Source organism: Vibrio makurazakiensis, from assembly GCF_050337375.1.
GTDB lineage: Bacteria > Pseudomonadota > Gammaproteobacteria > Enterobacterales > Vibrionaceae > Vibrio > Vibrio makurazakiensis.
The window spans coordinates 1-26,904 of sequence record NZ_JAKJSW010000045.1; the positions used below are offsets into that span (position 1 = coordinate 1).

The following is a 26,904-nucleotide window of genomic DNA, read 5'->3' on the forward strand; positions in this document are numbered from 1 at the left end:
GTATTTGGAGCGATACATCGGGTTCGAACCGATGACCTCAACCTTGGCAAGGTTGCGCTCTACCAACTGAGCTAGTATCGCATTAGTTATTCGCCTGAGCGCTTAACTGTAATGTGGTTGCGGGAGCCGGATTTGAACCGACGACCTTCGGGTTATGAGCCCGACGAGCTACCAAACTGCTCCATCCCGCGTCCGRATGCATTGTTTRAGACAATGARACTGTTCTCTAACCGAGAAGTATTTGGAGCGATACATCGGGTTCGAACCGATGACCTCAACCTTGGCAAGGTTGCGCTCTACCAACTGAGCTAGTATCGCATTAGTTATTCGCCTGAGCGCTTAACTGTAATGTGGTTGCGGGAGCCGGATTTGAACCGACGACCTTCGGGTTATGAGCCCGACGAGCTACCAAACTGCTCCATCCCGCGTCCGGATGCATTGTTTAAGACAATGAAACTAAACCATTTTCATTCTGAGTACTTTCTCTAGGAGATGACTTCTAAGAACTGAATTTGGAGCGATACATCGGGTTCGAACCGATGACCTCAACCTTGGCAAGGTTGCGCTCTACCAACTGAGCTAGTATCGCATTAGTTAATCGCCTGAGCGCTTAACTGTAATGTGGTTGCGGGAGCCGGATTTGAACCGACGACCTTCGGGTTATGAGCCCGACGAGCTACCAAACTGCTCCATCCCGCGTCCGGATGCATTGTTTGAGACAATGAGACTGCTCTCTAAAACAGAGAAAATTTGGAGCGATACATCGGGTTCGAACCGATGACCTCAACCTTGGCAAGGTTGCGCTCTACCAACTGAGCTAGTATCGCATTCTGAAGCGTCTTTCGTCGTTCAGGGCTGCGAATTATAAGAGCATTTTTTTGTGATGCAAGTCCTTAATGCAAAATTACGCAAGTTTTTACTCAACTGCTGAAAAAGCACACAGATTTGCAAAAAAAATGACTCCTATGTCCCTGAAAAATTGGAAAAACGTGATCGATTGATCTAATTAGATGCTAATAACGGTTTTTCGGTAGTACTGAAGCTCAGCAATTGACTCGCGGATATCATCCAAGGCTAAATGCGTTCCTTGCTTGGTAAAACCATCTAGAACCTCAGGTTTCCAGCGACGAGTTAACTCTTTTAGAGTGCTTACGTCAATACAGCGGTAATGGAAATATTCATCCAATTTAGGCATATGCTTAACAAGAAAACGGCGATCTTGGCCTATGCTATTTCCACAAATCGGGGATTTACCTGCTGGCACCCATTTTTTCAAAAACTCAATGGTTTGCTCTACAGCTTCTTGCTCCGATATCGTGCTTTCTYTTACACGTTTAACTAGCCCACTTCCCGTATGAGTCGTTGTACACCACTCATCCATTTTATCCAGTTCAGAATCTGGTTGATGAATAGCTAACACAGGTCCTTCAGCCAATATATTAAGCTGGCTATCAGTGACGATAGACGCAATTTCAATAACTTTATGAGTTTCAGGATTTAGACCTGTCATCTCAAGATCAACCCAAATAAGGTTCTGATCACTAAAGGACATAAGGAGGTTGCCTATTTGTTTACGTGTAAAAGAGGTACTATACCCAAATAAGTATACACAGACTAGGTTTAGAGCGACTGAATACAGTGCTTTTAACAACACCTTGTTTGGGTTCCCAATCATCAGATTAGATGTGTTAAGTGAAAAATTGTGGCTAAAAAGAAAAAGTTAACCAAAGGTCAGGTGCGACGCGTACGTAGCAACCAAAACAAACGGCTCAAGAAAGAAGACTCAATCCAGTGGGATGAGAACATGCTGGGCGGAACTAAAAATGGTCTTGTTATCACTCGATTTGGTCAACATGCAGATATCGAAGATCTAGAAACCAATGAAGTTCACCGCTGTAACTTACGCCGTAGTATTGAAACATTAGTTTCGGGTGACAAAGTGATTTGGCGTGCGGGTCTAGAATCTATGGCTGGTATCTCTGGCGTTGTTGAGGCTGTAGAACCTCGAACTTCAATGCTAACACGCCCAGATTACTATGACGGTTTAAAACCTGTTGCGGCTAACGTTGACCAAATGGTTATCGTTTCGGCTGTACTACCTGAACTATCACTTAACATTATCGACCGCTATTTGATTGCCTCTGAAACGGTAAACATTGCGCCGCTTGTTGTACTCAACAAAGTTGACCTACTGACTGAAGAGCAAATTTCGGAATACCGTGAAACGCTAAAAGTATACGAAAAGATCGGCTACAAAGTGATGTTCGTGAGTAAGGAATCTGGCTACGGCATCAAAGAGTTGGAAGCGGAACTAAAAGATCGTATCAATATCTTTGTTGGTCAATCTGGCGTGGGTAAATCCAGCCTAGTTAACGCTCTAATGCCAACGCTAGATATTGAAGAAGGCGCAGTTTCTGAAAACTCAGGGCTAGGTCAGCATACTACGACCGCAGCTCGACTTTACCACTTCCCATCTGGCGGTGACCTTATCGATTCACCAGGAGTGCGAGAGTTTGGTCTTTGGCATTTAGAACCTGATGCCATTACGGAAGCATTTATTGAGTTCAAGCCTTTCCTTGGTGGCTGCAAATTCCGAGACTGTACGCACAATGACGATCCTGGCTGCCTACTGCGAGAAGCTGTTGAAGACGGCAGAATTAGTCGCTTACGTTTCACTAGCTACCATCGCATTATTGAAACAATGGCTGACAACAAAGATAACCGTCAGTATTCACGAAGTAAGAAAGCGGATCTCTAGTCGCGATTTTGTGAACAAATATGAGCATTTACTGACAACAGGCGCGAATTTAAGTAACATCTTGCGCCCAAAATCTTCATTAACTGATTTTCGTTGAAAAGCAATTTGCATCAAAAAATAAACAGCATTGGAATATTAATACAATGGATAAGATTAAAGTTGGATTGCAGTACTGGATCCCACAGCACGGACTGACTCGTTTAGTTGGTAAACTGGCTTCAGCAAAAGCAGGCGGTTTAACCACAGCAATTATTAACTGGTTTATTAAGCAGTACAAAGTGAACATGGATGAAGCTCTGCACAGCGATCCAAAGCACTTCAAAACCTTTAATGAATTTTTCGTACGTGAGCTAAAAGAAGGCATGCGCCCTATCACTGACGGTGGCTCTGTGATTGTTCACCCAGCTGATGCTCGCGTAAGCCAGTTTGGTCAAATTACTGATGGTCAGCTTATTCAAGCAAAAAACCATAATTACTCAGCACAAGAGTTGCTTGGTGGCGATGCTAACCTAGCTAAAGAGTTCAAAGACGGTGAGTTTGCAACGCTTTACTTGTCTCCAAGTGATTATCACCGAGTACACATGCCATGCGACGGCACACTTCGTCAGATGATCTACGTTCCTGGCGACCTTTTCTCTGTAAACCCACTAACGGCTGAAAATGTACCGAACCTATTCGCACGTAATGAGCGTGTGGTTTGTATCTTTGACACCGAGTTTGGCCCTATGGCACAGGTTCTTGTTGGTGCAACGATTGTCGGTAGTATTGAGCAAGTTTGGGCTGGCACTATTACCCCACCTCGCGGTAACTCTGTTTACAAGTGGGATTACCCAGCACAAGGTGATAAAGCAATCATCTTGAAAAAAGGCGAAGAAATGGGTCGCTTTAAGCTTGGTTCAACAGTGATCAACCTATTTGCTAAAGGCAGCATCAAATTCGATGAGACCATGGTTAATGGTGAGAAAACGGTTCTGGGTACTCCTTATGCTCACACATCTGTAAACGAAGAAACTGTTGTCTCGGATAAAACGGAAGCTGATGAAAGTGAAAACGCTCCAGAGCAAGCGGATACAGCTGATAAAGAATAAGCTTACATAAGATACCAGAGGCGAGTGATGCTCTTTTATTAAATAAAAGAGCATCACTCGCCTTTTCTTTTGCCATCAACTCAAGGTTCACCCTCTCTAAATTGACCAAAAACAAAACTGATGCCGAAATCTTCAACAACTTTTTGATTTTACAATCCCCCTCTAAGTACAAAGAATCAAGATAACTTACTCTATTCGCAGATATTTTTAGATGAGGTCTGCGCATCATGCCTAAGTTGAATATCAGCATTTTAATTAAACTGCTGATCTGTTTTGCCATTCCCCTAGGTGTGCTCTTCATGCCGATAGATTCAATTCCAATTGACGACCTCACCTTAATTCAACACCGATTACTAGCGATATTCCTACTAGCTGCGCTGCTTTGGGTTCTTGAGCCCGTTCCAGTCTTCGCAACCTCAATCTTGATCATCGCACTTGAGTTGGTAATGATTTCCGACAAAGGCCTGCACTTATTTAGATACCCACCAGCAGGACATGACCTCGGTGAGTTGATCAAATATACCGATATTTTCGGGGCATTCTCCTCGCCAATCATTATTCTTTTTATGGGTGGCTTCGCCCTTGCTATCTCAGCATCAAAGTATGAATTAGATAACAACTTAGCTCGTGTACTACTCAAACCGTTCGGTACAGAACCGCGCTTCATTATGCTTGGCTTAATGCTGATCACGGCTGTGTTCTCGATGTTTATGTCTAATACCGCTACCACCGTAATGATGCTTGCACTGCTAGGTCCGATCGTAGCCTCTGCCCCAAAAGGCGACATGGGGATTAAAGCGCTGGTGTTATGTATTCCAATTGCGGCCAATACCGGTGGTATCGCGACACCAATAGGCACACCACCCAATGCGATCGCACTACAATACCTTACGGGTGAAAACAGTATCGACTTCCTAAGCTGGATGATGATGGGCTTACCCTTTGTCATCATCCAACTGACTATTGCTTGGTTTCTTCTACAAAAACTGTTCCCTTCCAAGCAAAGAAACATGGTGCTTAAACTCGATGGGCAGTTTAGAAAGAGTTGGCGGGCAATAGTCGTTTACGTCACCTTCTCAGCAACGATTTTATTGTGGATGACGACCAAACTGCACGGCATGAACACCTATGTGGTCTCTATCATTCCTCTCGCCGTATTTACCTTAACGGGCATCATGGGTAAGAAAGAGCTCAAGCTGATTAACTGGGATGTATTGTGGTTAGTCGCCGGTGGTATCGCGATTGGGATTGGCTTAGATAAAACAGGATTGGCCGCAGCACTCGCACATGCTATTGACTATGAATCGCTATCACCTACTGCTGTGGTGCTAACGCTATCAGTTGTTTGTTGGTTAATGGCAAACTTTATGTCCAATACCGCAACCGCTAACTTATTAATGCCAATTGCAGCTGCTATTGGGGCGTCAATGGAAAGTCTTGTTGCTATTGGCGGCCTACAAGGCTTACTGGTTGTAGTAGCTTTCTCGGCTTCACTTGGCATGATCTTACCTGTATCTACACCACCCAACTCACTGGCTTATTCAACCGGGCTTATTGAAAGTAAAGATATGGCTAAGATGGGTATCATCTTGGGAATTGTCGGGCTACTGATGGTGTACCTTGCTCTGTTTATCATTACCTAGCCTCTGATGTTTCCTTTCCAGATAGTAAACACGCCTTTGCTATCTGGAAGGTTTAGTGCATATTGAATCCCCCACTTTAATTTCTAACACGGACGTATATTTCAATGGGATTCGAATGGCTGGCACTCGCCGCCGCTTTTCTTTGGGCAATTGCGAGCCTGATGTCAGTAAAGCCCGCTCAACACTTAGGTTCTTTCGCTTATAGTCGCTGGAGAATGGGCTGTACCGCGGTCATCTTATCGAGCATGTCTTGGTTTACTGGCGGCTGGGCGAGTGTCGAAGCTGACCTAGTCACCCCCATGATGCTGTCTGGCCTAATTGGTATCTTCATTGGTGATACAGCCCTATTTGCCTGTTTGAATCGCATGGGGCCACGCCAAGCGGGTTTGCTATTCTCTTGTCACGCCGTATTCTCGGCGATTCTCGGTTACTTCCTGTTTAGCGAAAGCATGACCTCGGTAGAACTGATTGGCTCTGCATTGGTGTTTAGCGGCGTGTTAACCGCGATATTCTTTGGTCGTCGAGGACAAGCGAACAATCAACTCGAAACCATTAAGGGCACAGTGTGGATTGGCGTTGCTCTTGGAATCACCGCGGCGATTTGCCAAGCATTGGGCGGTATTATAGCCAAACCCGTGATGCAGACCAGTATCGACCCAATTGCCGCTTCAGCAATTCGAATGATCACCGCCTTTGTGGCTCATTCACTGTTTCGTTTAACAGGCGCCAAGCTATCACGCGCACTAAACCCAATGAATAAACAGATATTCGCGATTACCGCGGTTAACGGCTTTTTAGCTATGGCGGTGGGAATGACGCTGATCTTGTATGCGCTGCAAGAAGGGAATGTCGGCATGGTCGCGCTGTTATCTTCAACTACGCCAATCATGTTGTTACCCATATTATGGCTTTATACCAAGAAAAGGCCGAATGCTTACGCTTGGATCGGTGCCATTGTTGCTGTAGTTGGTACTGGTATTCTGGTCAGCTAGAGAAGCGGACTGGAAGCTGAGAGTTAATAGTTAATGACTATTAACTCTCATCAAAACAGAAAGTTAAGAACGCGGGAAAGGAAAAGCCGTCACGTCATCGATGTGATCGTAACCCAAAGCCAGCATAATCAACCTGTCGATACCCAGTGCAACACCAGCACAATCTGGTAAGCCCGCTTTTAATGCCTCAATCAAGTGATGATCAATCGGTTCAGGCGATAATCCCATTTCAATGCGTTTGGCATTGTCATCTTCAAAACGCTGAAGCTGTTCTTGTGGTTTATCTAATTCATGGAAGCCGTTTGCTAGCTCGATACCTTTGAAGTACACCTCAAAGCGATCCGCCACTCGCGAATCATTCGGGTTAATCTTGGCTAGTGCGGCTTGTGATGCCGGAAAGTCATAAACAAACGCAGGTACTTTTTGGCCTATTTTCGCTTCAACACCAATACTAAACAGTAACTGCAATAAGGTATCGCGGTCCTCTTCTGGTTCAGCAATATCACTTAATCCAAGAGTTGCCGCCGCTTGTTTTAATGTTGCCATAGAGTCTTCTAATGGACACACACCCAGCACATCAATGAATGCTTGTTGGTAAGTCATTCGCTCCGCAACACCTGACTTTAAAACCTGTTGCAGTAACAGATCCATTTCATTCATCAAGTCATGATGGTCAAAACCGACTCTATACCACTCCAGCATAGTGAATTCAGGGTTATGGTAACGACCATTTTCTTCATTACGGAAAGACTTACAAATCTGGTAAATACAGCCACTTCCTGCCGCCAGCAAGCGCTTCATATGGAATTCGGGGCTAGTTATAAAGAATAGTGGCTGGCCTTGCGCATACCCCGGGCCTACGAATTCAGTTTTAAAGGTATGTAGATGCACATCCGTCACAGTGGCGTGACTCATTGCAGGTGTATCCACCTCCATCACGTCTCGAACTGCAAAAAACTGTCGGATTTGGTTAAGGATATCAGCACGTTGCTTTAGCTGTTCGATTGTTGCGGCAGGCTGCCATGTAGAGTGCATTACTAGATTCCATCTCACTGAATTACTAAAAAGGAAATTACCACCTTTCACCTCATTTGTAAGCCGCTATCTTCACCGAGAAGTAGTGTGAGAATGACGTACTACAATACAATTTCTGTTATTACTCACTTTTGAATATTGATAACAAAAATCAAACTCAACAAGCCATTAACACTTACTATTTCGCTAGTATTTATGACTTATTGATTGCCGTGATTGCAGTCACATAACCTATATTTTTTATGCCTCCATATGCATTACCGGAGCAAAAACCCAAATACATCAATTTTTCAAACCTTCCCCTCACCTACACTAGGCCTACCACTTAAGGCTTATATCAATTTGACGAGCCTTTGATAATAACAAGCGGAATACTCCGCATCACACTGGAGGATAACTGTGAAGACAATTACCACAGATATCGCAGTCATCGGCGCAGGCGGCGCTGGTCTTCGTACTGCAATTGCAGCAGCTGAAGCTAATCCTGAATTGGAAGTAGCACTGATTTCTAAAGTTTACCCAATGCGTTCGCACACGGTAGCAGCAGAAGGCGGTTCAGCAGCGGTAGTCAAGGACGAAGATAGCTTAGATAACCACTTCAATGATACCGTTGGCGGTGGCGACTGGCTATGTGAACAGGATGTTGTTGAATACTTTGTCGAAAACGCGACTCGCGAAATGATCCAAATGGAGCAATGGGGCTGCCCATGGAGTCGCAAAGAAAACGGTGAAGTAAACGTACGCCGATTCGGCGGTATGAAAGTAGAGAGAACGTGGTTCGCAGCGGATAAAACCGGCTTCCACATGCTTCATACTCTGTTCCAGACTTCGATGAAGTACGACCAAATCAAACGGTTTGATGAGTACTTTGTGGTGGATTTGATCGTTGAAGAAGGTGAAGTACAAGGCCTTATCGCGATTCACATGTCTGAAGGTGAACTTGTTACTATTAAAGCGAAATCAGTTGTTCTAGCAACTGGTGGGGCAGGTCGTGTTTACCACTGCAATACCAACGGCGGTATCGTAACTGGCGACGGTATGGCAATGGCTTATCGCCACGGCGTACCACTGCGTGATATGGAGTTCGTTCAATACCACCCAACAGGCCTTCCAGGTACTGGTATCTTGATGACCGAAGGTTGTCGTGGTGAAGGCGGTATCATCGTCAACAAGAACGGCTACCGTTACCTACAAGATTACGGCATGGGCCCTGAAACTCCTGTGGGCGAGCCGAAAAACAAATACATGGAACTGGGTCCACGTGACAAAGTTTCTCAAGCATTCTGGCACGAGCAGCAGAAAGGCAACACCATCAAGCACCCGCTTGGTGATGTAGTACACCTTGACCTTCGCCACCTTGGTGAAGAGTACCTGCAAGAACGTCTACCGTTTATATGTGAGCTTGCAAAAGCGTACGTGAACGTTGACCCAGCTAAAGAGCCAATCCCAATTCGCCCGACCGTTCACTACACCATGGGTGGTATTGAAACGAACGGTACCTGTGAAACTCGCATCAAAGGTCTATTTGCAGTTGGTGAATGTGCGTCTGTTGGCCTGCATGGTGCAAACCGCCTAGGTTCTAACTCTCTGGCTGAGTTCGTTGTGTTTGGTCGCGTAGCGGGTGAACAAGCGGTGAAACGCGCTGCTGAATTCAAAGGCTGGAATGAAGACGCTATCGCTAAGCAAATTAAAGCGGTTGAAGATCGTATCGCAGGCATCTTGGCTCAAGAAGGCGATGAGAACTGGGCTGACATCCGTACTGAAATGGGTCACACCATGGAAGCGGGTTGTGGCATCTACCGCCAAGAAGACTTGATGCAAGAAACCATCAACAAGATCACAGAACTGAAAGCGCGCTACAAGAAGATCAGCATTAAAGACAAAGGCAAAGTGTTCAACACTGACCTACTTTACGCTATCGAAGTGGGTTACGGACTAGAAGTTGCTGAAGCAATGGTTCACTCAGCAATCCTTCGTACTGAGTCTCGTGGCGCTCACCAGCGTCTAGACGACAACTGCACAGAGCGTGATGACGTGAACTTCCTGAAACACTCTCTATCGTTCTACAACGAAGATGCAGCACCAACTATCGACTACAGCGGCGTAAAAATCACCAAATCTCAACCGAAAGCTCGTCTATATGGTGAAGCAGCAGAGAAAGCGGCGGCGGCTGAAAAAGCTGCAGAAGCGACTGCTAAGAAAGATGAGAAGCGCGAAGAGGAGCAAGCATAATGTCAGCGAATCGAATCCAAAAAATTGAAATTCTGCGTTATGACCCTGAGCACGATGCAGAACCTCACTTTCAAACCTTCGAAGTTCCGTTTGATGAAACCATGTCAGTACTTGATGCGATAGGTTACATCAAAGATAACCTAGACAAAGACCTGTCTTACCGCTGGTCTTGTCGTATGGCGATTTGTGGGTCTTGCGGCATCATGGTTGATGGCGTGCCAAAACTAGCATGTAAGAGCTTTTTACGTGATTATCCAAACGGCTTCAAAATTGAGCCTTTGGCTAACTTCCCAATAGAGAAAGATTTGATTGTAGACATGACGCCGTTCATCGAGCGCCTTGAAGCGATCAAGCCTTACATCATTGGTAACGATCGTAAACCAGAAGACGGCACTAACATTCAAACCCCAGAGCAAATGGCGAAGTACAAGCAATTCGCTGGTTGTATCAACTGTGGTTTGTGTTACGCAGCATGTCCTCAATTCGGTTTGAACCCTGAGTTCATTGGCCCAGCAGCATTAACTCTGGCTCATCGTTACAACCTAGACAGCCGCGACAATGGTAAAGCTGAGCGAATGAAGCTTATCAACGGTGAAAACGGCGCTTGGGGCTGTACGTTCGTGGGTTACTGTTCTGAAGTTTGTCCGAAGAAAGTCGACCCTGCCGGAGCGGTAAACCAGGGTAAAGTTGAGTCTTCAATGGACTTCGTTATCTCGATGTTCAAGCCGGACGGCACTTCAGTTAACAAGAACCAAGCTAAAACAGCAGAGGAGGCATAAGATGAGCAATCGTAAACCTTATGTTCGTGAGATGAAGAGAACGTGGTGGAGCAACCATCCGTTCTACCGTTTCTACATGCTACGTGAAGCAACTGTACTGCCTTTGATTCTGTTCACCGTGTTCCTAACCTTCGGTTTGGGTGCGCTAGTGAAAGGCCCAGAAGCGTGGGAAGGTTGGTTGAGCTTTATGGCTAACCCTATCGTTGTTGGTATTAATATCGTGGCACTGCTAGGCAGCTTAATGCACGCTCAAACCTTTTTCAGCATGATGCCTCAGGTAATGCCAATCCGCCTTAAAGGTAAACTGGTTGATAAAAGAATCATCGTACTCACTCAGTGGGCTGCGGTGGCCTTTATTTCTTTAATCGTTCTTATGGTGGTGTAAGGAGCTTTCGTTATGAACACAAACTACAAAGTGAAGCCTGTTAACCACAATCCACAACGCTCTGATGAGCCGATTTGGTGGGGCCTGTTTGGCGCCGGTGGTACTTGGTTTGCGATGATTACACCAATTACGATTCTAGTACTGGGTATCTTGGCTCCGATGGGGGTTATCGATGCAGAAGCGATGAGCTACGAACGTGTTTCTGAATTTGCCACCAGCATTATCGGTGCGCTATTCATCATTGGTACGCTAGCACTGCCAATGTGGCACGCAATGCACCGTCTTCATCACGGCATGCACGACCTGAAATTCCATGTCGGCGTTGCTGGTAAAGTTGGCTGTTACTTCTTTGCAGGGCTGATTAGCGCACTTTCAGTTATCTTCATCTTTATGATTTAAAGATTTCTGTCAAAGAAACTAAATATCAAGGGCTCCGTATGGAGTCTTTGTTGCTTCTAGATCCTACCAAAAATAAAAAAGGCCACCGAAGTGACCTTTCTTTCGAGCAACTCAGCTTTTCAAAAAGCTTGATTGCTAGAGATAACCTAAGAGATTACTTTACACGACCAACGTATTCGCCAGTACGAGTATCAACTTTCACTACTTCACCGATAGCGATGAATAGAGGTACACGAACTACTGCGCCTGTTGAAAGAGTCGCTGGTTTACCACCAGTACCCTGTGTATCGCCTTTTAGGCCAGGATCAGTTTCAGTTACTTCGATCTCAACAAAGTTTGGCGGAGTAACAGTGATAGGGTTATCATTCCACAACGTTAGAGTACAAACGTCATTTTCAACTAACCATTTTGCTGAGTCAGCGACTGCTTTTACGTCAGCTGCAATTTGCTCAAATGTTTCGTTGTTCATGAAGTGGTAGAATTCGCCATCGTTGTATAGGTAACCTAATTCAACGTCAACAACATCTGCAAGCTCAAAGCTTTCGCCTGATTTGAATGTTTTTTCTAACACTTTGCCTGACAGCAGTTTACGAAGTTTTACACGGTTAAACGCTTGGCCTTTACCTGGCTTAACGTATTCATTATCGATAATTGAGCAAGGCTCGTTATCTAACATGAACTTTAAACCGCCTTTGAATTCATTGGTGCTTACTGACGCCATGATTTTCTCTTCCACATCTTTGAGTTAATTTCAATGCCGCATATCATAACCCGAAAAGTCGAATCTGTTGAGCAAAACTGGCTCAAACAACTATCGAATGCGATCTCTGACCCGAGAAAACTACTCGAAGCCTTAGATATCGAGGCTTCCAATTGGGAAAATGGTTTTGCGGCTCGTGAACTGTTTTCACTGCGAGTACCTCAGAGTTTTGTTGACCGCATGGAAAAAGGCAACCCACAGGATCCTTTACTACGCCAAGTACTGCCGCTAAGTGAAGAGTTTGAAGTTCATGCTGGTTACTCTGCCGATCCACTGGAAGAGCAAGACAACCCGATCCCAGGACTACTGCATAAGTACCAAAATCGAGCTTTGATGATTGTAAAAGGCGGTTGCGCGGTAAATTGTCGCTACTGCTTCCGTCGTCATTTCCCTTATCAAGATAACAAGGGCTCAAAGTCTGTGTGGCAAACCAGTCTAGACTATGTTGCCCAGCACCCAGAGATCAACGAAGTGATCCTATCGGGCGGCGATCCGCTAATGGCAAAAGACACAGAGATAGAATGGTTGGTCCGCGCTATCGAAGCCATCCCACATATCAATACGATCAGGATCCACAGCAGACTACCCGTTGTTATTCCCGCTAGGATCACCAACGAATTATGTCACGCCTTAAGCAATACGCGTCTAAATGTTGTTTTCGTTAGCCATATTAATCACGCTAATGAAATCGATAATGAGCTCAAGCAATCACTGCAAAAATTGAGACAGAGTGGCATCACACTGCTAAACCAGGGGGTTATGCTGAAAGGGGTAAACGACAATGTTAACTCTTTGAAAGAATTGAGTGAAAGCCTGTTCGACGCAGGTGTTCTACCCTACTATATGCACGTACTCGATAAGGTCCAAGGCGCTGCACATTTTTACATTTCCGATCAAGAAGCCAAGCAACTTTTCAAAGAACTGATAGAGCAGGTGTCCGGCTATTTGGTGCCTAAATTAACACGTGAAATAGGTGGAAAAGCCAGTAAGACACCACTGGATTTGCATTTAGAATAATAAGAAAAACATGAATCCAACCACAACGAAAGCGATGGCAAAAAACACAGGCTTCACATTAATTGAATTTGTCATCGTCATCGTACTCCTCGCAATTTTGTCCGCTACTGCATACTCAAAATTTGTAAACCTACAGACCAACTCTAGGATTGCTGCACTCAACGGTTTGAGGGGAGGAATGGTCAGCGCAAGCCATATGCTTCATGGAAAATCGGCGAGCTTAGGTCTTGAAAGGCTCGCAAGCAGTACGGTAACCATTGAAGGCGACAATATCGAAGTCGCTTACGGTTACCCTATCGCACAAAACAGTGAATCATGGGCTTTACTGCTTGAAACCACTACATCAGATGCTATCTGGGGAAATGATAATACTGACTGGTACTTCTCTAATTCTGCCGATGATGGCACCATCATTTATGCCCCTGAAAGTCGTAGATTGGAATCAGACAACTGTTACATTGAATATACAGAGGCTACATCAACCGCGCTGCCAAGTTTCATTATCACCAACACAGGCTGCTAGTCCCCATCAGCCAAAGCGCCAGCATCGTGACAAATAACATCAATGGTCACGATAACAATAATTCGTTCGCCTTCATTAAAATCAGTACGCATACTCCACACTTTAGGAGATGCCAAACATGCCAATTGAACCCTACTTTAACCTAGCGCCCTTTAGCTGGCCTGCTCTTGTTGTCTGTACATTGAATGGCATTTTTATTGGTGTAGAAAGGCAAACTCGCGGTAAACCAGTAGGAATTCGAACTTCTATATTGATCATCGCCGGTACCTACCTCTTCATGACAATGGCGATTAGCCTGTCACCAAATACACTCGATCAAGCAAGAGTTCTCGGACAGATCATTACTGGCGTTGGTTTTCTTGGAGCAGGTGTCATGATGACGTTAGATGGGAAAATTCATGGTGTGACGTCAGCTGCTATCATCTGGCTATTAGCGGCTTTAGGGATGATGATTGGCCTAGGGCACTTAAGTCAGTCGGTCATTATTACCCTTCTGACATTAATGATTCTGCTAGGCGTTGACCGAGTCGAAAACAGTTTTCAAGGGCTACGCCGCGGCGTTCATAAGAAATGGAAGCTAAAAGCAGAGCATCATCAAAAACACTAACCTATCCTAAGAAACAACAAGCAGGCGTAATTAGCCTGCTTGCTTAAACCTTGTGTTAACTAGCATGAACAGCTATTGAGACTCTATTTTTCCCAGCAACTTTTGCCTGATAAAGCTGCTTGTCTGAGGCTCTAATACTTTGGTTTTTCCATAAGTGATAAAGGCTATCAAAGCGGTACAGCGAATAGAGTGTGGCTCCACCCGATACCGATACACTAATGCGGTCACCACTGTCACTGCGATAACTTTGCAGGCTAATATCATTCTGCACTCGTTCAAAAATGGACGTCAGTAACTCTGAAGACTCCCCCATAATGGCAACCACAAACTCTTCACCACCAAAACGAGCAACGATATCCTGGCTACGTACACTACTGGTGATCAAGTTCGCTACATGGCAAATCACTTCATCACCCACAGCGTGACCGTACTGATCATTCACTTTCTTGAAGTCATCAATATCGAAGACGCCAATGCCAACTATCGGCTGTTCACTTTGAGCAAATAATTGCTCTTCAAAGCCACGGCGGTTTAGTAACCCCGTCATTGAATCGCGCATGGCCAACTGTCTTAAACGTATATGCTCTTGCTGAGAATAGTAACGCCACAACGCGATTATCCCGCACAGATAAACGGTCAGTAAAATCATTAGCTGCATTCGGTCATTCTTAATAATATGTAGAATGTGCACCCTCTTTGGTTCATCCACATTAAAGTACAAACCTGTGTTCAAGCCATCAAGCACCATTGGGTGCGAGAACGTGTACGCCATAAACCCAAACTTATTAGCCGAAGGGCTAGATTCAATACGATAGTAAGTGTTTTGGTCATCAACTAAATCACTCACATAACCATCAACACCTAACACTCCCTTAAAATCACCATCAACATAGATACCTTTGGTTAAGGTGACGACTCGCTTCCCTGTCAGGTAATCGCTGTACTCCCCCGTATAAACCACTTGGTCAGCACGTTGCGTCAACCCATAACGAACCGTATTGATCCAATAAGGACGATTAGTCACGACCGAGTCAAACGTATCGCCATGAATGTTCTGAGCGAAATCTGATGGGGAGGAAATAATGAATTTATCCTTCGAGATAAAATAAATAGCCGAAATGGTGTCTATCGTATTCGAGAAGTAAGCCATTGAAGGGGCGATGAAAAGACGCTTGTTCGCTTCATGATTCAACCCATGTTGTGGATCGCACATTTCACTAGGGCCAGAGAACATAAAATCAAACCGTGCTTCATCTTGTTCTTCATTAACAAAGTAACAAGTTGAGCCATCTTGTTTTAATGCGTGTGAAAATGCGTAGGTGTCATTATGCAACGGATACAAAGCTGTAATGTTGTATTCCAATGCATTAATAATTTGTGTTAAGTCACTAAGTGACTGGCTTGCATACTGATTTTCAGACCAATATTCACTTTCTGACTCTTCGGCGGAATCTACCAAAAGTAAGCTCAGAAATAAGAGGAAAATAACGCTAAGTCCCAATAGCGCCTTTTTAAAACTCACGGTATTGCTTTTTATCACAACAATATCACTAACGGGGAACATGGCCGCACATTGTACCAGAACTCACTTTATGGTCTAGCGTATCGTTACTTAATGTGATGTCAGTTGCTTATTTATCTCTGTGAGGTGGGGACTCTAATATATAAAAAGAAACTCAGGACCAAATAGCCCTGAGTTTCTATAAATCTATAGACTTACTAAGCGTAAATTACTTCGCAAAGTTAACAATAGGGAAGCAAGGGAAGAAACCGTTGTCCGCACAGTTAATTAGACCAATCTGAACACCTTCAATTTTAGCTGTTTTATTGAAGATACCGACTTGTACAGTAGACTCAGTTGAGAAGTTTGCAGCACCCACATCAACCATAGTGTCGCCTTCAGAGTAGTTCACGAAGCTCACGTTTGCACCTTGAACATCATTAGTAATGTTTACAGCACCTAGGTTTACACCTGTTGTTTTACCTGTATTCCAGTTAAAAAAGCCTAGTGATGCACCTGTCATTTCTTGGTTTACTTTTGAAGCACCAAAAATACCAAGGTTAACACCCGTCGTAYGTTGTGTTTCAGACATACCTACAATCGCAAGGTCAAGGCCGGAAACTTCATCAACCTGACCATGAAGAGCCGCTACACGAACACCAGACACTTTACTCTCTGATGGTGCGTTGAAGTCGTTAATTGATGAGAACATAACGGGTGCACTTGCAAGAACGGCTGGTGATGCAATTGCAGCTGTTACTGCTAGAACTGAAATTAGTTTTTTCATTGGGGAGTCTCCACTGACTTAAGATTGTGGGTGTTAGCCATTAATGTTGACTAATCACTCACTTATATATTTCCTTCATAAACCCACTATCCATACTTTGAGTACGTAATAGCTGTCATTTGACTATAAGGTCAAAGGTTTTAAAGCGCAACTTGTGGAGTATACTTAACTATAAATTCAGCGCGTTAGAGCAATGCAAAAATATGATTGATACTATTAAAAGCATAAAAAAACGGAGACCGAAGTCTCCGTTTTTTATTTAATCGCCTTTCTAAAAGAAAGAGGGTTACATCATACCGCCCATGCCACCCATACCGCCCATGCCACCCATATCAGGCATCGCAGGAGCAGAGTCTTGAGGCTTATCAGTTACCATAGCTTCTGTCGTGATCATAAGACCAGCAACTGATGCTGCGAACTGAAGTGCAGAACGTGTAACTTTCGTTGGATCTAGAATACCCATCGCGATCATATCGCCGTATTCGCCAGTAGCTGCGTTGTAACCGTAGTTACCTTCGCCAGCACGAACGTTGTTAGCAACAACAGACTCTTCATCACCAGCGTTCATTGTGATTTGACGGATAGGAGCTTCCATTGCGCGTAGTGCAACACGGATACCTACATTTTGCTCTTCGTTGTCACCTTCAAGGTTAGCAACTTTAGATGCAGCGCGGATAAGTGCAACACCACCACCAGCAACCACACCTTCTTCAACAGCAGCGCGAGTCGCGTGAAGTGCATCTTCTACGCGATCTTTTTTCTCTTTCATTTCAACTTCAGTCGCAGCACCAACTTTGATCACTGCAACGCCGCCAGCTAGCTTAGCTACGCGCTCTTGAAGTTTTTCTTTATCGTAGTCAGAAGTTGCGTCTTCGATCTGTTGACGAATTTGAGAAACACGACCCTGGATCATCACTTCTTCACCCGCACCATCGATAATAGTTGAGTTCTCTTTAGTGATAGTTACGCGCTTAGCTTGACCTAGGTCTTCTAGCGTTACTTTCTCAAGGTCTAGACCGATCTCTTCAGAAATCACAGTACCGCCAGTTAGGATAGCGATATCTTGTAGCATAGACTTACGACGGTCGCCGAAACCAGGAGCTTTAACAGCAGCCACTTTCACGATGCCACGCATGTTGTTCACAACTAGAGTTGCTAGTGCTTCGCCTTCTACATCTTCAGCGATGATTAGAAGTGGACGAGATGCTTTAGCAACAGCTTCTAGAGTCGGAAGAAGTTCACGGATGTTTGAAACTTTCTTGTCGATAAGAAGAATGAATGGGCTTTCTAGATCAACTGAACCTGCTTCTTGGTTGTTGATGAAGTAAGGCGATAGGTAACCACGGTCAAACTGCATACCTTCAACTACGTCTAGCTCATCTTGTAGAGCCTGACCTTCTTCAACAGTAATAACGCCATCACGACCTACTTTTTCCATTGCTTCAGCAATGATGTTACCTACTGTCGTGTCAGAGTTTGCAGAGATAGTACCTACTTGCGCGATAGCTTTAGTATCTGCACATGGAACAGAAAGGCCTTTTAGCTCTTCAACTGCAGCGATAACCGCTTTGTCGATACCGCGCTTAAGATCCATTGGGTTCATGCCAGCAGCAACGGCCTTTAGGCCTTCAGCGATAATAGCTTGAGCAAGAACTGTTGCAGTAGTTGTACCGTCGCCCGCCGCATCATTCGCTTGCGAAGCCACTTCTTTAACCATTTGTGCGCCCATGTTTTGGAACTTGTCTTCAAGCTCAATCTCACGTGCAACAGAAACACCATCTTTAGTGATTGTTGGTGCGCCAAATGATTTGTCTAGAACAACGTTACGGCCTTTAGGACCTAGCGTTACTTTTACTGCATCAGCCAGAATGTTTACACCTTCTAGCATTTTAATACGTGCGTCGTTACCAAATTTAACGTCTTTAGCAGCCATCTTAATTTCCTTTAAAATTCTTTATTCAGTCAGTTCGTATACTTGGCGCGGATTACTCAACGATCGCCATGATGTCATTTTCAGACATGATCAGAACTTCTTTGCCATCAATCTTTTCTGATTTAGTGCCGTAGCCTTCAGCAAAGATAACGCTATCGCCAACTTTAACGTCCAATGGTTGTACTGAACCATTTTCTAAGATGCGGCCTTTGCCAACAGCTAGAATAGTACCGCGAGTTGATTTTTCAGCGGCAGAACCAGTTAGAACGATGCCACCAGCAGATTTAGATTCAACTTCTTGGCGCTCAACGATAACTCGGTCGTGTAGAGGACGGATATTCATCGGTCGTATCTCCTGATAATTTCCATTTAATATGATAGTTGCCACGATTGGCATGAGGTTACTCAATATGTTGGGGACAAAGCGCTAGATCCCAAGGGGAAGCAGATGAAAAATGTGATTAATTTAACGAAAACCAAACCAAACGGAAGTGCTTAGTGCCTAGGAGTAAAGTGGGGCTTGATGTATCCTACGTTTTTGTACTTTCTGGTGACGATATGCAAGCTTTGTTAACCATGCAGCTAGACGTGTTATATGCGTGATAAACACGGGTTACTGACAGCACCTATCGCTGAAACTTTGCGTACGATGACGATACCGATGATCTTTGGTATGGTCGCGATCCTGATGTTCAACCTCGTTGACACTTTCTTCATTTCATTACTTGGTACTCAAGCTCTTGCTGCGATCAGCTTTACTTTCCCTGTTACCTTTGCCGTCAACTGCATCACCATGGGTATTGGTATGGGCATCTCAACCTGTATCGGTCGTTTATTAGGGCAAGGCAACTCCGAGAATGCTGCTCGTGTTACCAGTCATGGTCTATTGCTTGCCGTCGCTTTGGTCACCTTAGCTTCAACATTGGGTTTATACACAATCGAACCCTTGTTTGGGCTGCTTGGTGCTGAACCCGAATTGCTCCCGCTGATTAACCAATACATGCAAGTGTGGTATCTGACAATCCCTTTACTGGTTATTCCAATGGCCGGTAATAGTGCAATTCGTGCAACTGGCGATACCAAAACACCAGCTAAAATAATGATGCTCGCAGGGCTGATTAACGGCATCCTCGACCCTCTACTGATCTTTGGTATTGGGCCTTTCCCAGAGTTAGGTATTCAAGGCGCTGCTATTGCCAGTGCTTTCAGTTGGTTTGGTGCTTTATGTGGTTCTCTATTCGTTTTAGTTAAGCGCGAAAAATTATTAGCCTTGCCACGCTTTAACGAAGTCATGAATGATTGGCGAACGATTTTACGAATAGGGACCCCTGCCGCTCTATCCAATGCTATGAACCCTATCGCTGGTGCCATTATTATGATGATGCTAGCGAAACATGGTACTGAAGCGGTAGCTGCTTATGGGGCAGCGCAGCGTATTGAGTCCATACTGATCTTAGTTCTCATGTCGCTAACCTCGGTACTGACTCCTTTCATGGCACAAAACTTTGGCGCCAATAAGCCAGAGCGCAGTTTCCAAGGGCTATTCCTAAGTATGCGCTTCTCAATTATGTTTCAAGCGTTGATATTTTTGATGATGGTCCCATTGAGTATTCCGCTTGCAGCACTATTCTCTCAAGAAGAATCTGTACGTGATTTACTATGGCATTACTTACTCGTCGTGCCATTTAGTTACGGGTTTCAAGGCATTGTGATGATGCTAGTCAGTGGGCTGAACGCGATGCACAAACCCCTTAAAGCCTTTCAATGGAGTTTTATGCGATTGTTCGTATTTACCCTACCTTTTGCGTGGCTCGGTAGTTACTTCTACGATATTGAAGGGCTATTTATTGGTATTGCGCTAGGCAATATAACGGGTGGAGTTTTGGGGTATCTGTTTGCTTTATCCGAGAAGCGTAGAATGATTTTAACTAAGTAATCAAAAGAACTTAAACAGTAAGGTGCTTATCCTCTACGACATATAATGCATTCAAATAAAAAAACGGCCGCATCAAGGTGCGGCCGTTTTTTATTCTTAGCTTTGTATTCAAAGCAATGTTCGTTAATTACTTAACGATCACTTCACCCGACATTTCAGCTGGGATCTCAATACCAGATAGAGAAAGCATCGTTGGTGCAAGGTCAGACAGTTTACCACCCTCTTTGAACTCAACGTTTTTGCTGCCCACGTAGATAAGTGGAACTGGCAAGTTAGTGTGTGCAGTGTGGATACCGCCCGTTTCTGGGTTAACCATCATTTCCGCGTTACCGTGGTCAGCTGTGATAAGCAGTTGGCCATCCGCTTCCTTGATTGCTGCAACCACTTTGCCAAGACATTCGTCTAACGACTCTACGGCTTTAACCGCTGCATCGTAAACGCCAGTGTGGCCAACCATGTCACAGTTAGGGAAGTTACAAACGATCGCATCGTATTTGCCACCTTTGATTGCAGCTACTAGCTTTTCAGTTAGCTCTGGTGCGCTCATTTCAGGCTGCAGATCGTAAGTCGCGACTTTTGGAGAAGCTACAAGCTGACGCTCTTCGCCTTCAAACTCGTCTTCCTTACCACCGTTGAAGAAGAAAGTAACGTGTGCATACTTCTCTGTTTCAGAAATTCGTAGCTGCGTTTTGCCTTCTTTAGATAGCCATTCACCGTATGTGTTCTCTAGAGAAGCCGGTGGGAATGCACATAGAAGTGGGATGTCTGCTGCGTATTGAGTCAGCATCACAAAATCAATCGCTGGGAATACGTTACGCTCAAAGCCGTCGAAATCAGGCACGAATGCACGTGTGATTTCACGAGCACGGTCAGCACGGTAGTTCATGAAGATAACCGCATCGCCATCAACGATAGCTGCAGACTCTTCGCCTTCCGCTTTGATTTCAGTCGCTTTAACGAACTCATCGTTTTCATCACGAGCATAAGCCGCTTCTAGGCCAGCAACTGCTGTTTCGAATGTGAACTCTGCTTTTGCTTGAGTAAGAAGATCGTAAGACTCTTGAACGCGATCCCAGTTGTTATCTCGGTCCATTGCGTAGTAACGACCAATAAGCGAAGCAACACGGCCTTTACCTAGCTTAGCGAACAACGCTTGGAAGCGTGCTAGTGTGTTTTCTGCGCTACGTGGCGGTGTATCACGACCGTCTAGGAATGCGTGTAGGTAGATTTTCTCTGCGCCACGCTCTGCTGCCAGTTCAACAGCTGCGTAGATATGATCTTCATGCGAGTGAACACCACCTGGAGACATAAGGCCCATGATGTGCACTGCTTTATCAGCTTTAACAGCTTTATCGATAGCGTTAACTAGCGCTTCAGTTTGGCCAAATTCACCGTCAGCAATAGATTTAGTGATGCGAGTTAGATCTTGGTATACAACACGACCAGCACCAATATTGGTATGACCCACTTCTGAGTTACCCATCTGACCGTCTGGTAGACCTACATCTAAGCCAGAAGCTGAGATTAGCGTGTTAGGTTGGTTAGCAATAAGACCGTCTAATACTGGTGTCTTTGCGTTCGCGATAGCGTTGTCTTGGTTGTCTTCACGGTAACCGTAACCGTCAAGGATCACTAGAGCCATAGGCTTCTTAGCTGACATAGGACTGACCTCGTTCAATTCAAAATAAATCGGTATAAAAACAAATTAGCGTAATTTTAAATACCACATGAGACTTTTTAAAAATCAACACCTTATAATTCACTGTGTTACATCTGGTATTGCCAATTATGTGACACTAACTGTTTTAGTTAAATGTGACTCAAGTCTAAATCTTTTATTGACTAGAATCTAGCCCTTAAACTTGACTTGAATTAAGTAAGTTTACATCAGCTACACTACTGCTAGCTATGCAAAGCGTGACATGCTTCTCAATAAGGTCTAAGCCAATGAAAAATTGTTGTCAAAATACTAAAACAGCCCCAATGAGATGCTCAAAAGGGCTGTTGGTGTTTGGTGTTTCCTCACTAGGCTATACTCTTACGGTTTTTTCAACTGGAACTTCCCATTTTATACGCCTCATGAAAATCAAATATTGAAGAGCGATGCTTATCTGCATGAGCAAGAGTGGGAAGCGACTCGTAAGTCGTTAATACTACAAGTAGAGAAAGGGTGGAAGTGTAACTAAAGGCCCACTCCCCTATAGTGAGTGAATTCAGCAAGTTTTGATGCTCTCAGGCGCTGCGCTTCCCTGAGAGAACCAGTTCCAAGGGGATCCGTAAAAGTCCGTATCTTTGAGAGTAATACTTTTTTAGGGGGTTAGGAATACGATAGCGAAGTAGTAAATCCAGTTACGCTTTAGCAGGTATTTAAAATCGAACATATACCTCACCAGTTATGACTGTTTCTATGACACGAAATGGTCTTACAGCCCTTGTCACCTAGAGGCCTCTGGCTTGCAGAAACTAAATTAGCGTAATGTTACTATAGTCAAAAAAGACAGTGAATAAGCATAACGAGAACGCTGGCTAATATAACTTTCTTAACAAAAAAATTAGTTATCTAGACTCTATCCCCAGTCCCTTTTCCAGAAAGCGTCTGAAAAATATAACTAAAATATCGTTTGATACTCAATGACTGGATCATTTTTTGGTCCCACTCAGCCAGTCTTTTAGGCGTAGACATATCAATCTCATTAACCTGGGCTAGTCCTGTAATCCCAGGACGGACACGAAATACCCTTAGAGACTGACGCTCGTGAATTAATTCCTCTTGGTTAAAGAGGCAAGGCCTTGGACCAACTAAACTCATTTCACCTTTCAGAACATTCCATAATTGTGGTAGTTCATCCAATTTTGTCTTTCTTAAAAAAGAACCAAGCTTAGTGACAGAACTTGCGCCCACCAAATGTGTCGCCATAGATTTGGTTTCTACGGGCATCGTTCGGAACTTAACTAAGGTGAAAGGCTGCTGGTGACGTCCCACACGCGTTTGTTTGAAGATCGGAGAACCAGTATCAAAATATCCTAAGATATAGATGATAATCAATGCTGGAAGAAGGAAGAAAAGACCGAATAAAGAAAATAAAATATCGAAAATACGCGTCAAAATTAACTCCAAAAATACAGTATAGACAGCTAATCTAATTATTTTTTAGCTGAACATAAGCCTCTACTGTCTTGCGAATCCCCTCCTCAAATGCAAATGGAGGGCTCCAATTTAATAAACTTTTCGTCTTCGTTATATCAACTTGAAGATTATCACATATTCGCTGTGAGAACTGTGGTTTACCGGTAAGTTTAGCCAAAAAACAAATTATTGATTTCGGTACTGATAACAATCGAGCTTTTGACTTCAAAGCTCTCGCTACTGAGTTTAATAACTTTGTTGTTGATACATCCTCATCGTCTGACACTAAAAATGTTTCCCCCCCAGCTTTGGGGTGTATACAGCAAGTCAACATCAAATCCACTAAGTTATCAATATAAACAAAACTTCGTTGGTTATCGATCGCACCTAGTGGTAGCGGGACTCCCTTGTCAAGCAATTTTATCATTGACAAAAAATTAGCTTTAACTCCGGGTCCATACACCAACGGAGGCCTAATTATCACCACTTCTATACCTAGCTCTTCAGCTAATACTTTAAGTCCAATTTCAGCTTCATACTTACTCAAACCATACGGGTCATTAGGTCTATGGCTTAAGCATGGAGTGAATTTTTCATTCTGTTGGGAAAATTCGCCATTCACTTTAACCGAGCTTATAAATACAAAACGTTTGACGCCAGCTAAAGCTGCTTGCCTAGCTAAATTTAGCGTACCGTCCGTATTTATATCTAAGTAGGCTTGTATAGCGTTGGCTACTGGTTCTCTCATCTGATGAACCCGCGCAGCGCAGTGAACTACACAATCGACCCCATCAAATGCACCATTCCAATTAGTGTTACCATTAATTGTAGCCACGCTAAATTCATCGAGTTTAGTTTGAACATCTTCAACATTGCGAGAAACTGAACGAACCAAGATACCGCTCGAGGCTACCTTTCCGATGAAGCGGCTTCCCAAAAAACCCGAACTACCTGTTACCAAAAATTTCAAAGCATACACCTCTAAAAAATTTCTCTTACATGTCATATTATGACAAAATGATACAGGGTTCTGCTAGCTATTAACATTGAAGCTTTCTAGAATAACGTAATAATGCATCACACAGACAACTCTCCACTGGTAATACTTTAGAATATGTTCACACCAATAAAACTTCTCTTAAATGCTAATAGAAAAAACAAACGACTTATCAGTATTAGTTACGACATCGTTGCGGTAATTATATCACTGTATTTAGCTATTGCCCTAAGAGTTGGCTACTCTACCTTTAGTATTGGTTTAGATGAATTAGCTAGCCTATTCACAACATTAATCATCACCATTTATTGTTTCATAAAATTAGGTATGTATCGGGCAGTTCTGCGCTATATGATGCTACCTGCGATTGGGCATATTTTCTTAGGTGTATTTCTTTCAGCCCTTACATTGGCGCTAAGTGGCTTCTTCTTTCATTCCTTTATTCCTCGTAGCGTACCTTTCATATATGCAGGCCTTGCCATCCTAACGCTAGGAGGCCCAAGGATTTTGGTTCGTACTTTCTACTACCATTACTATAAACGGCAAAAGCCAAATGTATTTATTTACGGGGCTGGTTCTACTGCTCGAGAGTTGGCTTACGCACTTATTCAGGGTGATGAGTATCATCCAGTTGCCTTATTAGATGATGACCCTTCAAAATCTGGACAGATAATATTCGGTATACGAGTGTACCACTCTAGCGAATTTGACCACTTAAAAACACTTTACCAACCGATAAAGTTATTACTTGCGATAAATAACATTAATACAGGCAAGCGTTTAAGGTTAGTAGAAAAATTATCGAACTGGCCGATAGAAGTTCAGTCTGTTCCTTCGGTTGAAGATATAGCTACAGGAAAAGCTGCGCCTACAGATGTGACAGATTTAGATGTAGCAGACTTACTTGGCCGTGCTCCTGTTGACCCACAAAAAGATCTTTTAGCAAGAAATATTACAGGTAAAAGCGTAATGGTTACTGGCGCAGGGGGCTCTATAGGTTCAGAACTGTGCCGCCAAATCATCACTCAAAAGCCCAAAACCATATTGTTATTTGAACTCAATGAACACAACCTATATCAAATAGATCAAGAACTCTCAGCTACCAAAGCCTATTTGCGTTCAACGACTGTGATCATACCAGCCCTAGGCTCAGTGCAAAAAGAAAATAGACTAATAAAATTAATGCAAGAGCACAAAATTGAAACAGTCTACCACGCTGCTGCGTATAAACATGTCCCATTGGTAGAAGAGAATATCATTGAAGGGATACGAAACAATGTATTTGGTACTTTAGCATGCGCCAACGCTGCAATTTCTACTGGAGTGGAGAACTTCACGCTAATCTCCACCGACAAAGCTGTTCGACCAACAAACATTATGGGGGCGAGTAAGCGCCTTGCTGAATTAGTTCTACAAGCGCTAGCAGATAAGCAAAAGAGCACTATATTTACAATGGTTCGATTTGGGAATGTGCTTGGCTCTTCGGGTTCAGTAGTACCGCTATTTAAAAAACAAATACGCGCAGGAGGGCCCCTAACCGTCACACACCCAGATATTATACGTTACTTTATGCTCATTCCCGAAGCTGCGCAGTTAGTGATTCAAGCTGGCGCACTAGGGAACAATGGACAAGTATTTGTATTGGATATGGGGGAGCCAGTAAAGATACTAGATCTAGCCAAACGGATGATCCATCTCATGGGGATGAAAGAACATATTAACGGTAATACGGATGAAGATGGAGATATAGAGATACGATTCACTGGATTAAGGCCTGGTGAAAAGCTTTATGAAGAGCTCTTGATTGGTGATAACGTAGAAGGAACTGGACACGCAAAGATACTGACGGCATTAGAAGAAAGTTTATCATGGAAGGATATGCATACTCTCTTAAAAGAAATGGACGTACACTGTCATGAGTTCGATGTAGACTCCATCCGAAAAGCTTTACTCAAAGCTCCCCTAGGCTATAAAGAAAAGCCTATTTCTTCTCTTGAATAATCAGAAGAAATAAGCTTAGACTTATCTATTGTTCAACTCGCGATGCCTAGTGTTGCTATATGCAAAAGATATTATCATTCCGGGAATATTCGCTACTAACATACCTATGCGAAACGTAAAATATATAGTCGCAAAGGGCGCAAAACTACCTGAAAAATCCGATGATATTTTTGCAAACACAGCCTCGCCAACACCAATCCCGCCAGGAGTGATAGGGATGACTGAAGATACATTGCCTATCACTCCCGCAATTGCAGTTACTGCTGGCGAAGCAGCATAATCATACATCATCGAAATAATAACTATACCTACTATGACAACACCACTTGCTAGCATAGATAACACACTTGATACCAACAATCGCAACCAAGCCTTTTTGTAATAATTAACAATTTGACCTATTG

General features: G+C 43.8%; 23 protein-coding genes, 7 tRNA genes and 1 pseudogene. 13 read left to right on the top strand and 18 right to left on the bottom strand.

The genetic code is table 11. From position 1 onward, the window contains the following. Positions 1 to 5: 5 nt before the first annotated feature. From L4C33_RS07310 to orn, 8 genes are all read right to left on the bottom strand, one after another. A tRNA-Gly gene (locus L4C33_RS07310) sits at positions 6 to 81 on the bottom strand. Positions 82 to 114: 33 nt separating this feature from the next. Next, positions 115 to 191: transfer RNA gene (locus tag L4C33_RS07315), tRNA-Met, on the bottom strand. Positions 192 to 242: 51 nt separating this feature from the next. Continuing rightward, positions 243 to 318: transfer RNA gene (locus tag L4C33_RS07320), tRNA-Gly, on the bottom strand. Between the two features lie 33 nt (positions 319 to 351). Next, positions 352 to 428: transfer RNA gene (locus L4C33_RS07325), tRNA-Met, on the bottom strand. An 85-nt stretch (positions 429 to 513) separates the two neighbouring features. Then, positions 514 to 589 (bottom strand) — tRNA-Gly (locus L4C33_RS07330). A gap of 33 nt (positions 590 to 622) precedes the next feature. Beyond that, positions 623 to 699, bottom strand: a tRNA-Met gene (locus L4C33_RS07335). Between the two features lie 52 nt (positions 700 to 751). Continuing rightward, a tRNA-Gly gene (locus L4C33_RS07340) sits at positions 752 to 827 on the bottom strand. A 179-nt stretch (positions 828 to 1,006) separates the two neighbouring features. After that, complete coding sequence (gene orn, locus L4C33_RS07345; RefSeq protein ID WP_428811782.1) at positions 1,007 to 1,552, bottom strand: oligoribonuclease; 546 nt, start codon at positions 1,550 to 1,552, stop codon at positions 1,007 to 1,009. Between the two features lie 150 nt (positions 1,553 to 1,702). Here orn and rsgA point away from each other — a divergent pair, with 150 nt between their 5' ends. From rsgA to L4C33_RS07365, 4 genes are all read left to right on the top strand, one after another. After that, positions 1,703 to 2,758 carry a small ribosomal subunit biogenesis GTPase RsgA gene (gene rsgA / locus L4C33_RS07350; RefSeq protein WP_428811783.1) on the top strand — a complete coding sequence of 352 codons (1,056 nt, stop codon included), beginning with the start codon at positions 1,703 to 1,705 and terminating at the stop codon, positions 2,756 to 2,758. A gap of 143 nt (positions 2,759 to 2,901) precedes the next feature. Beyond that, positions 2,902 to 3,846, top strand: coding sequence for an archaetidylserine decarboxylase (asd, locus tag L4C33_RS07355; protein ID WP_428811784.1), 945 nt, complete (start codon positions 2,902 to 2,904; stop codon positions 3,844 to 3,846). A gap of 227 nt (positions 3,847 to 4,073) precedes the next feature. Then, positions 4,074 to 5,489 (top strand): SLC13 family permease, encoded by a 1,416-nt coding sequence (locus L4C33_RS07360; protein WP_428811785.1) that lies wholly within the window; start codon positions 4,074 to 4,076, stop codon positions 5,487 to 5,489. Between the two features lie 104 nt (positions 5,490 to 5,593). Beyond that, entirely contained in the window at positions 5,594 to 6,481 is an 888-nt protein-coding gene (locus tag L4C33_RS07365) for a DMT family transporter (RefSeq protein WP_428811786.1), read from the top strand. Between the two features lie 63 nt (positions 6,482 to 6,544). Here the strand turns inward: L4C33_RS07365 and epmA are convergent, their stop codons facing one another. Continuing rightward, entirely contained in the window at positions 6,545 to 7,516 is a 972-nt protein-coding gene (gene epmA, locus L4C33_RS07370) for an elongation factor P--(R)-beta-lysine ligase (RefSeq protein ID WP_428811787.1), read from the bottom strand. 399 nt (positions 7,517 to 7,915) lie between these two features. On the opposite strand from epmA, the gene frdA reads away from it, so the two are divergent. Genes frdA through frdD form a run of 4 tightly spaced genes read left to right on the top strand, consistent with a single transcriptional unit; the run spans position 7,916 to position 11,311 of the window. Further along, a complete protein-coding gene (gene frdA / locus L4C33_RS07375; protein WP_428811788.1) occupies positions 7,916 to 9,748 on the top strand; it encodes a fumarate reductase (quinol) flavoprotein subunit in 1,833 nt (610 codons plus the stop codon). Further along, positions 9,748 to 10,527 (top strand): succinate dehydrogenase/fumarate reductase iron-sulfur subunit, encoded by a 780-nt coding sequence (locus tag L4C33_RS07380; RefSeq protein WP_428811789.1) that lies wholly within the window; start codon positions 9,748 to 9,750, stop codon positions 10,525 to 10,527. Before frdA ends, L4C33_RS07380 begins: the two co-directional genes overlap by 1 nt. A 1-nt stretch (position 10,528) precedes the next feature. Further along, a complete protein-coding gene (gene frdC, locus L4C33_RS07385; RefSeq protein WP_428811790.1) occupies positions 10,529 to 10,912 on the top strand; it encodes a fumarate reductase subunit FrdC in 384 nt (127 codons plus the stop codon). Positions 10,913 to 10,924: 12 nt separating this feature from the next. After that, positions 10,925 to 11,311: a fumarate reductase subunit FrdD gene (gene frdD / locus L4C33_RS07390; RefSeq protein ID WP_428811791.1), complete on the top strand. Its 387-nt coding sequence runs from the start codon at positions 10,925 to 10,927 to the stop codon at positions 11,309 to 11,311. Between the two features lie 154 nt (positions 11,312 to 11,465). Here the strand turns inward: frdD and efp are convergent, their stop codons facing one another. Continuing rightward, complete coding sequence (efp, locus tag L4C33_RS07395; protein ID WP_428811792.1) at positions 11,466 to 12,032, bottom strand: elongation factor P; 567 nt, start codon at positions 12,030 to 12,032, stop codon at positions 11,466 to 11,468. A 33-nt stretch (positions 12,033 to 12,065) separates the two neighbouring features. On the opposite strand from efp, the gene epmB reads away from it, so the two are divergent. From epmB to L4C33_RS07410, 3 genes are all read left to right on the top strand, one after another. Beyond that, entirely contained in the window at positions 12,066 to 13,088 is a 1,023-nt protein-coding gene (gene epmB / locus L4C33_RS07400; RefSeq protein WP_428811793.1) for an EF-P beta-lysylation protein EpmB, read from the top strand. Between the two features lie 10 nt (positions 13,089 to 13,098). Continuing rightward, positions 13,099 to 13,611, top strand: coding sequence for a pilus assembly FimT family protein (locus L4C33_RS07405; RefSeq protein ID WP_428811794.1), 513 nt, complete (start codon positions 13,099 to 13,101; stop codon positions 13,609 to 13,611). 118 nt (positions 13,612 to 13,729) lie between these two features. Next, on the top strand, positions 13,730 to 14,218 hold the full coding sequence (locus tag L4C33_RS07410) for an MgtC/SapB family protein (RefSeq protein WP_428811795.1): 489 nt from the start codon (positions 13,730 to 13,732) through the stop codon (positions 14,216 to 14,218). 55 nt (positions 14,219 to 14,273) lie between these two features. Here L4C33_RS07410 and L4C33_RS07415 read toward each other — a convergent pair whose 3' ends face one another. From L4C33_RS07415 to L4C33_RS07430, 4 genes are all read right to left on the bottom strand, one after another. Further along, entirely contained in the window at positions 14,274 to 15,758 is a 1,485-nt protein-coding gene (locus tag L4C33_RS07415) for a sensor domain-containing diguanylate cyclase (RefSeq protein WP_428811804.1), read from the bottom strand. A 190-nt stretch (positions 15,759 to 15,948) separates the two neighbouring features. Next, positions 15,949 to 16,506, bottom strand: a complete 558-nt coding sequence (locus tag L4C33_RS07420) for a VC2662 family protein (protein WP_428811796.1) — start codon at positions 16,504 to 16,506, stop codon at positions 15,949 to 15,951. A 286-nt stretch (positions 16,507 to 16,792) separates the two neighbouring features. After that, entirely contained in the window at positions 16,793 to 18,439 is a 1,647-nt protein-coding gene (groL, locus tag L4C33_RS07425) for a chaperonin GroEL (RefSeq protein ID WP_428811797.1), read from the bottom strand. 52 nt (positions 18,440 to 18,491) lie between these two features. Then, positions 18,492 to 18,782 (bottom strand): co-chaperone GroES, encoded by a 291-nt coding sequence (locus L4C33_RS07430; protein WP_428811798.1) that lies wholly within the window; start codon positions 18,780 to 18,782, stop codon positions 18,492 to 18,494. Positions 18,783 to 19,034: 252 nt separating this feature from the next. Here L4C33_RS07430 and L4C33_RS07435 point away from each other — a divergent pair, with 252 nt between their 5' ends. Next, positions 19,035 to 20,375: an MATE family efflux transporter gene (locus L4C33_RS07435; RefSeq protein ID WP_428811799.1), complete on the top strand. Its 1,341-nt coding sequence runs from the start codon at positions 19,035 to 19,037 to the stop codon at positions 20,373 to 20,375. Positions 20,376 to 20,502: 127 nt separating this feature from the next. Here the strand turns inward: L4C33_RS07435 and gpmM are convergent, their stop codons facing one another. From gpmM to L4C33_RS07450, 3 genes are all read right to left on the bottom strand, one after another. Next, positions 20,503 to 22,035, bottom strand: a complete 1,533-nt coding sequence (gpmM, locus tag L4C33_RS07440; RefSeq protein ID WP_428811800.1) for a 2,3-bisphosphoglycerate-independent phosphoglycerate mutase — start codon at positions 22,033 to 22,035, stop codon at positions 20,503 to 20,505. A gap of 900 nt (positions 22,036 to 22,935) precedes the next feature. Beyond that, the gene (locus L4C33_RS07445; RefSeq protein ID WP_428811801.1) at positions 22,936 to 23,481 is read right to left on the bottom strand and encodes a sugar transferase; all 546 of its coding nucleotides are present in this window, start codon (positions 23,479 to 23,481) and stop codon (positions 22,936 to 22,938) included. 34 nt (positions 23,482 to 23,515) lie between these two features. Further along, positions 23,516 to 24,472, bottom strand: coding sequence for a UDP-glucose 4-epimerase family protein (locus L4C33_RS07450; protein ID WP_428811802.1), 957 nt, complete (start codon positions 24,470 to 24,472; stop codon positions 23,516 to 23,518). A 144-nt stretch (positions 24,473 to 24,616) separates the two neighbouring features. Here L4C33_RS07450 and L4C33_RS07455 point away from each other — a divergent pair, with 144 nt between their 5' ends. Then, entirely contained in the window at positions 24,617 to 26,500 is a 1,884-nt protein-coding gene (locus tag L4C33_RS07455; RefSeq protein ID WP_428811803.1) for a polysaccharide biosynthesis protein, read from the top strand. A 21-nt stretch (positions 26,501 to 26,521) separates the two neighbouring features. Here L4C33_RS07455 and L4C33_RS07460 read toward each other — a convergent pair. Beyond that, a pseudogene (locus L4C33_RS07460) lies at positions 26,522 to 26,904 on the bottom strand (lysylphosphatidylglycerol synthase transmembrane domain-containing protein); the annotation flags it as partial.

Coding starts and splice junctions, on each gene's coding strand:
- asd (WP_428811784.1), top strand. CDS start 2,902: ATGGATAAGATTAAAGTTGGATTGCAGTACTGGATCCCACAGCACGGA.
- L4C33_RS07360 (WP_428811785.1), top strand. CDS start 4,074: ATGCCTAAGTTGAATATCAGCATTTTAATTAAACTGCTGATCTGTTTT.
- L4C33_RS07365 (WP_428811786.1), top strand. CDS start 5,594: ATGGGATTCGAATGGCTGGCACTCGCCGCCGCTTTTCTTTGGGCAATT.
- epmA (WP_428811787.1), bottom strand. CDS start 7,516: ATGCACTCTACATGGCAGCCTGCCGCAACAATCGAACAGCTAAAGCAA.
- L4C33_RS07380 (WP_428811789.1), top strand. CDS start 9,748: ATGTCAGCGAATCGAATCCAAAAAATTGAAATTCTGCGTTATGACCCT.
- frdC (WP_428811790.1), top strand. CDS start 10,529: ATGAGCAATCGTAAACCTTATGTTCGTGAGATGAAGAGAACGTGGTGG.
- frdD (WP_428811791.1), top strand. CDS start 10,925: ATGAACACAAACTACAAAGTGAAGCCTGTTAACCACAATCCACAACGC.
- efp (WP_428811792.1), bottom strand. CDS start 12,032: ATGGCGTCAGTAAGCACCAATGAATTCAAAGGCGGTTTAAAGTTCATG.
- epmB (WP_428811793.1), top strand. CDS start 12,066: ATGCCGCATATCATAACCCGAAAAGTCGAATCTGTTGAGCAAAACTGG.
- L4C33_RS07405 (WP_428811794.1), top strand. CDS start 13,099: ATGAATCCAACCACAACGAAAGCGATGGCAAAAAACACAGGCTTCACA.
- L4C33_RS07410 (WP_428811795.1), top strand. CDS start 13,730: ATGCCAATTGAACCCTACTTTAACCTAGCGCCCTTTAGCTGGCCTGCT.
- groL (WP_428811797.1), bottom strand. CDS start 18,439: ATGGCTGCTAAAGACGTTAAATTTGGTAACGACGCACGTATTAAAATG.
- L4C33_RS07430 (WP_428811798.1), bottom strand. CDS start 18,782: ATGAATATCCGTCCTCTACACGACCGAGTTATCGTTGAGCGCCAAGAA.
- L4C33_RS07435 (WP_428811799.1), top strand. CDS start 19,035: ATGCGTGATAAACACGGGTTACTGACAGCACCTATCGCTGAAACTTTG.
- gpmM (WP_428811800.1), bottom strand. CDS start 22,035: ATGTCAGCTAAGAAGCCTATGGCTCTAGTGATCCTTGACGGTTACGGT.
- L4C33_RS07455 (WP_428811803.1), top strand. CDS start 24,617: ATGTTCACACCAATAAAACTTCTCTTAAATGCTAATAGAAAAAACAAA.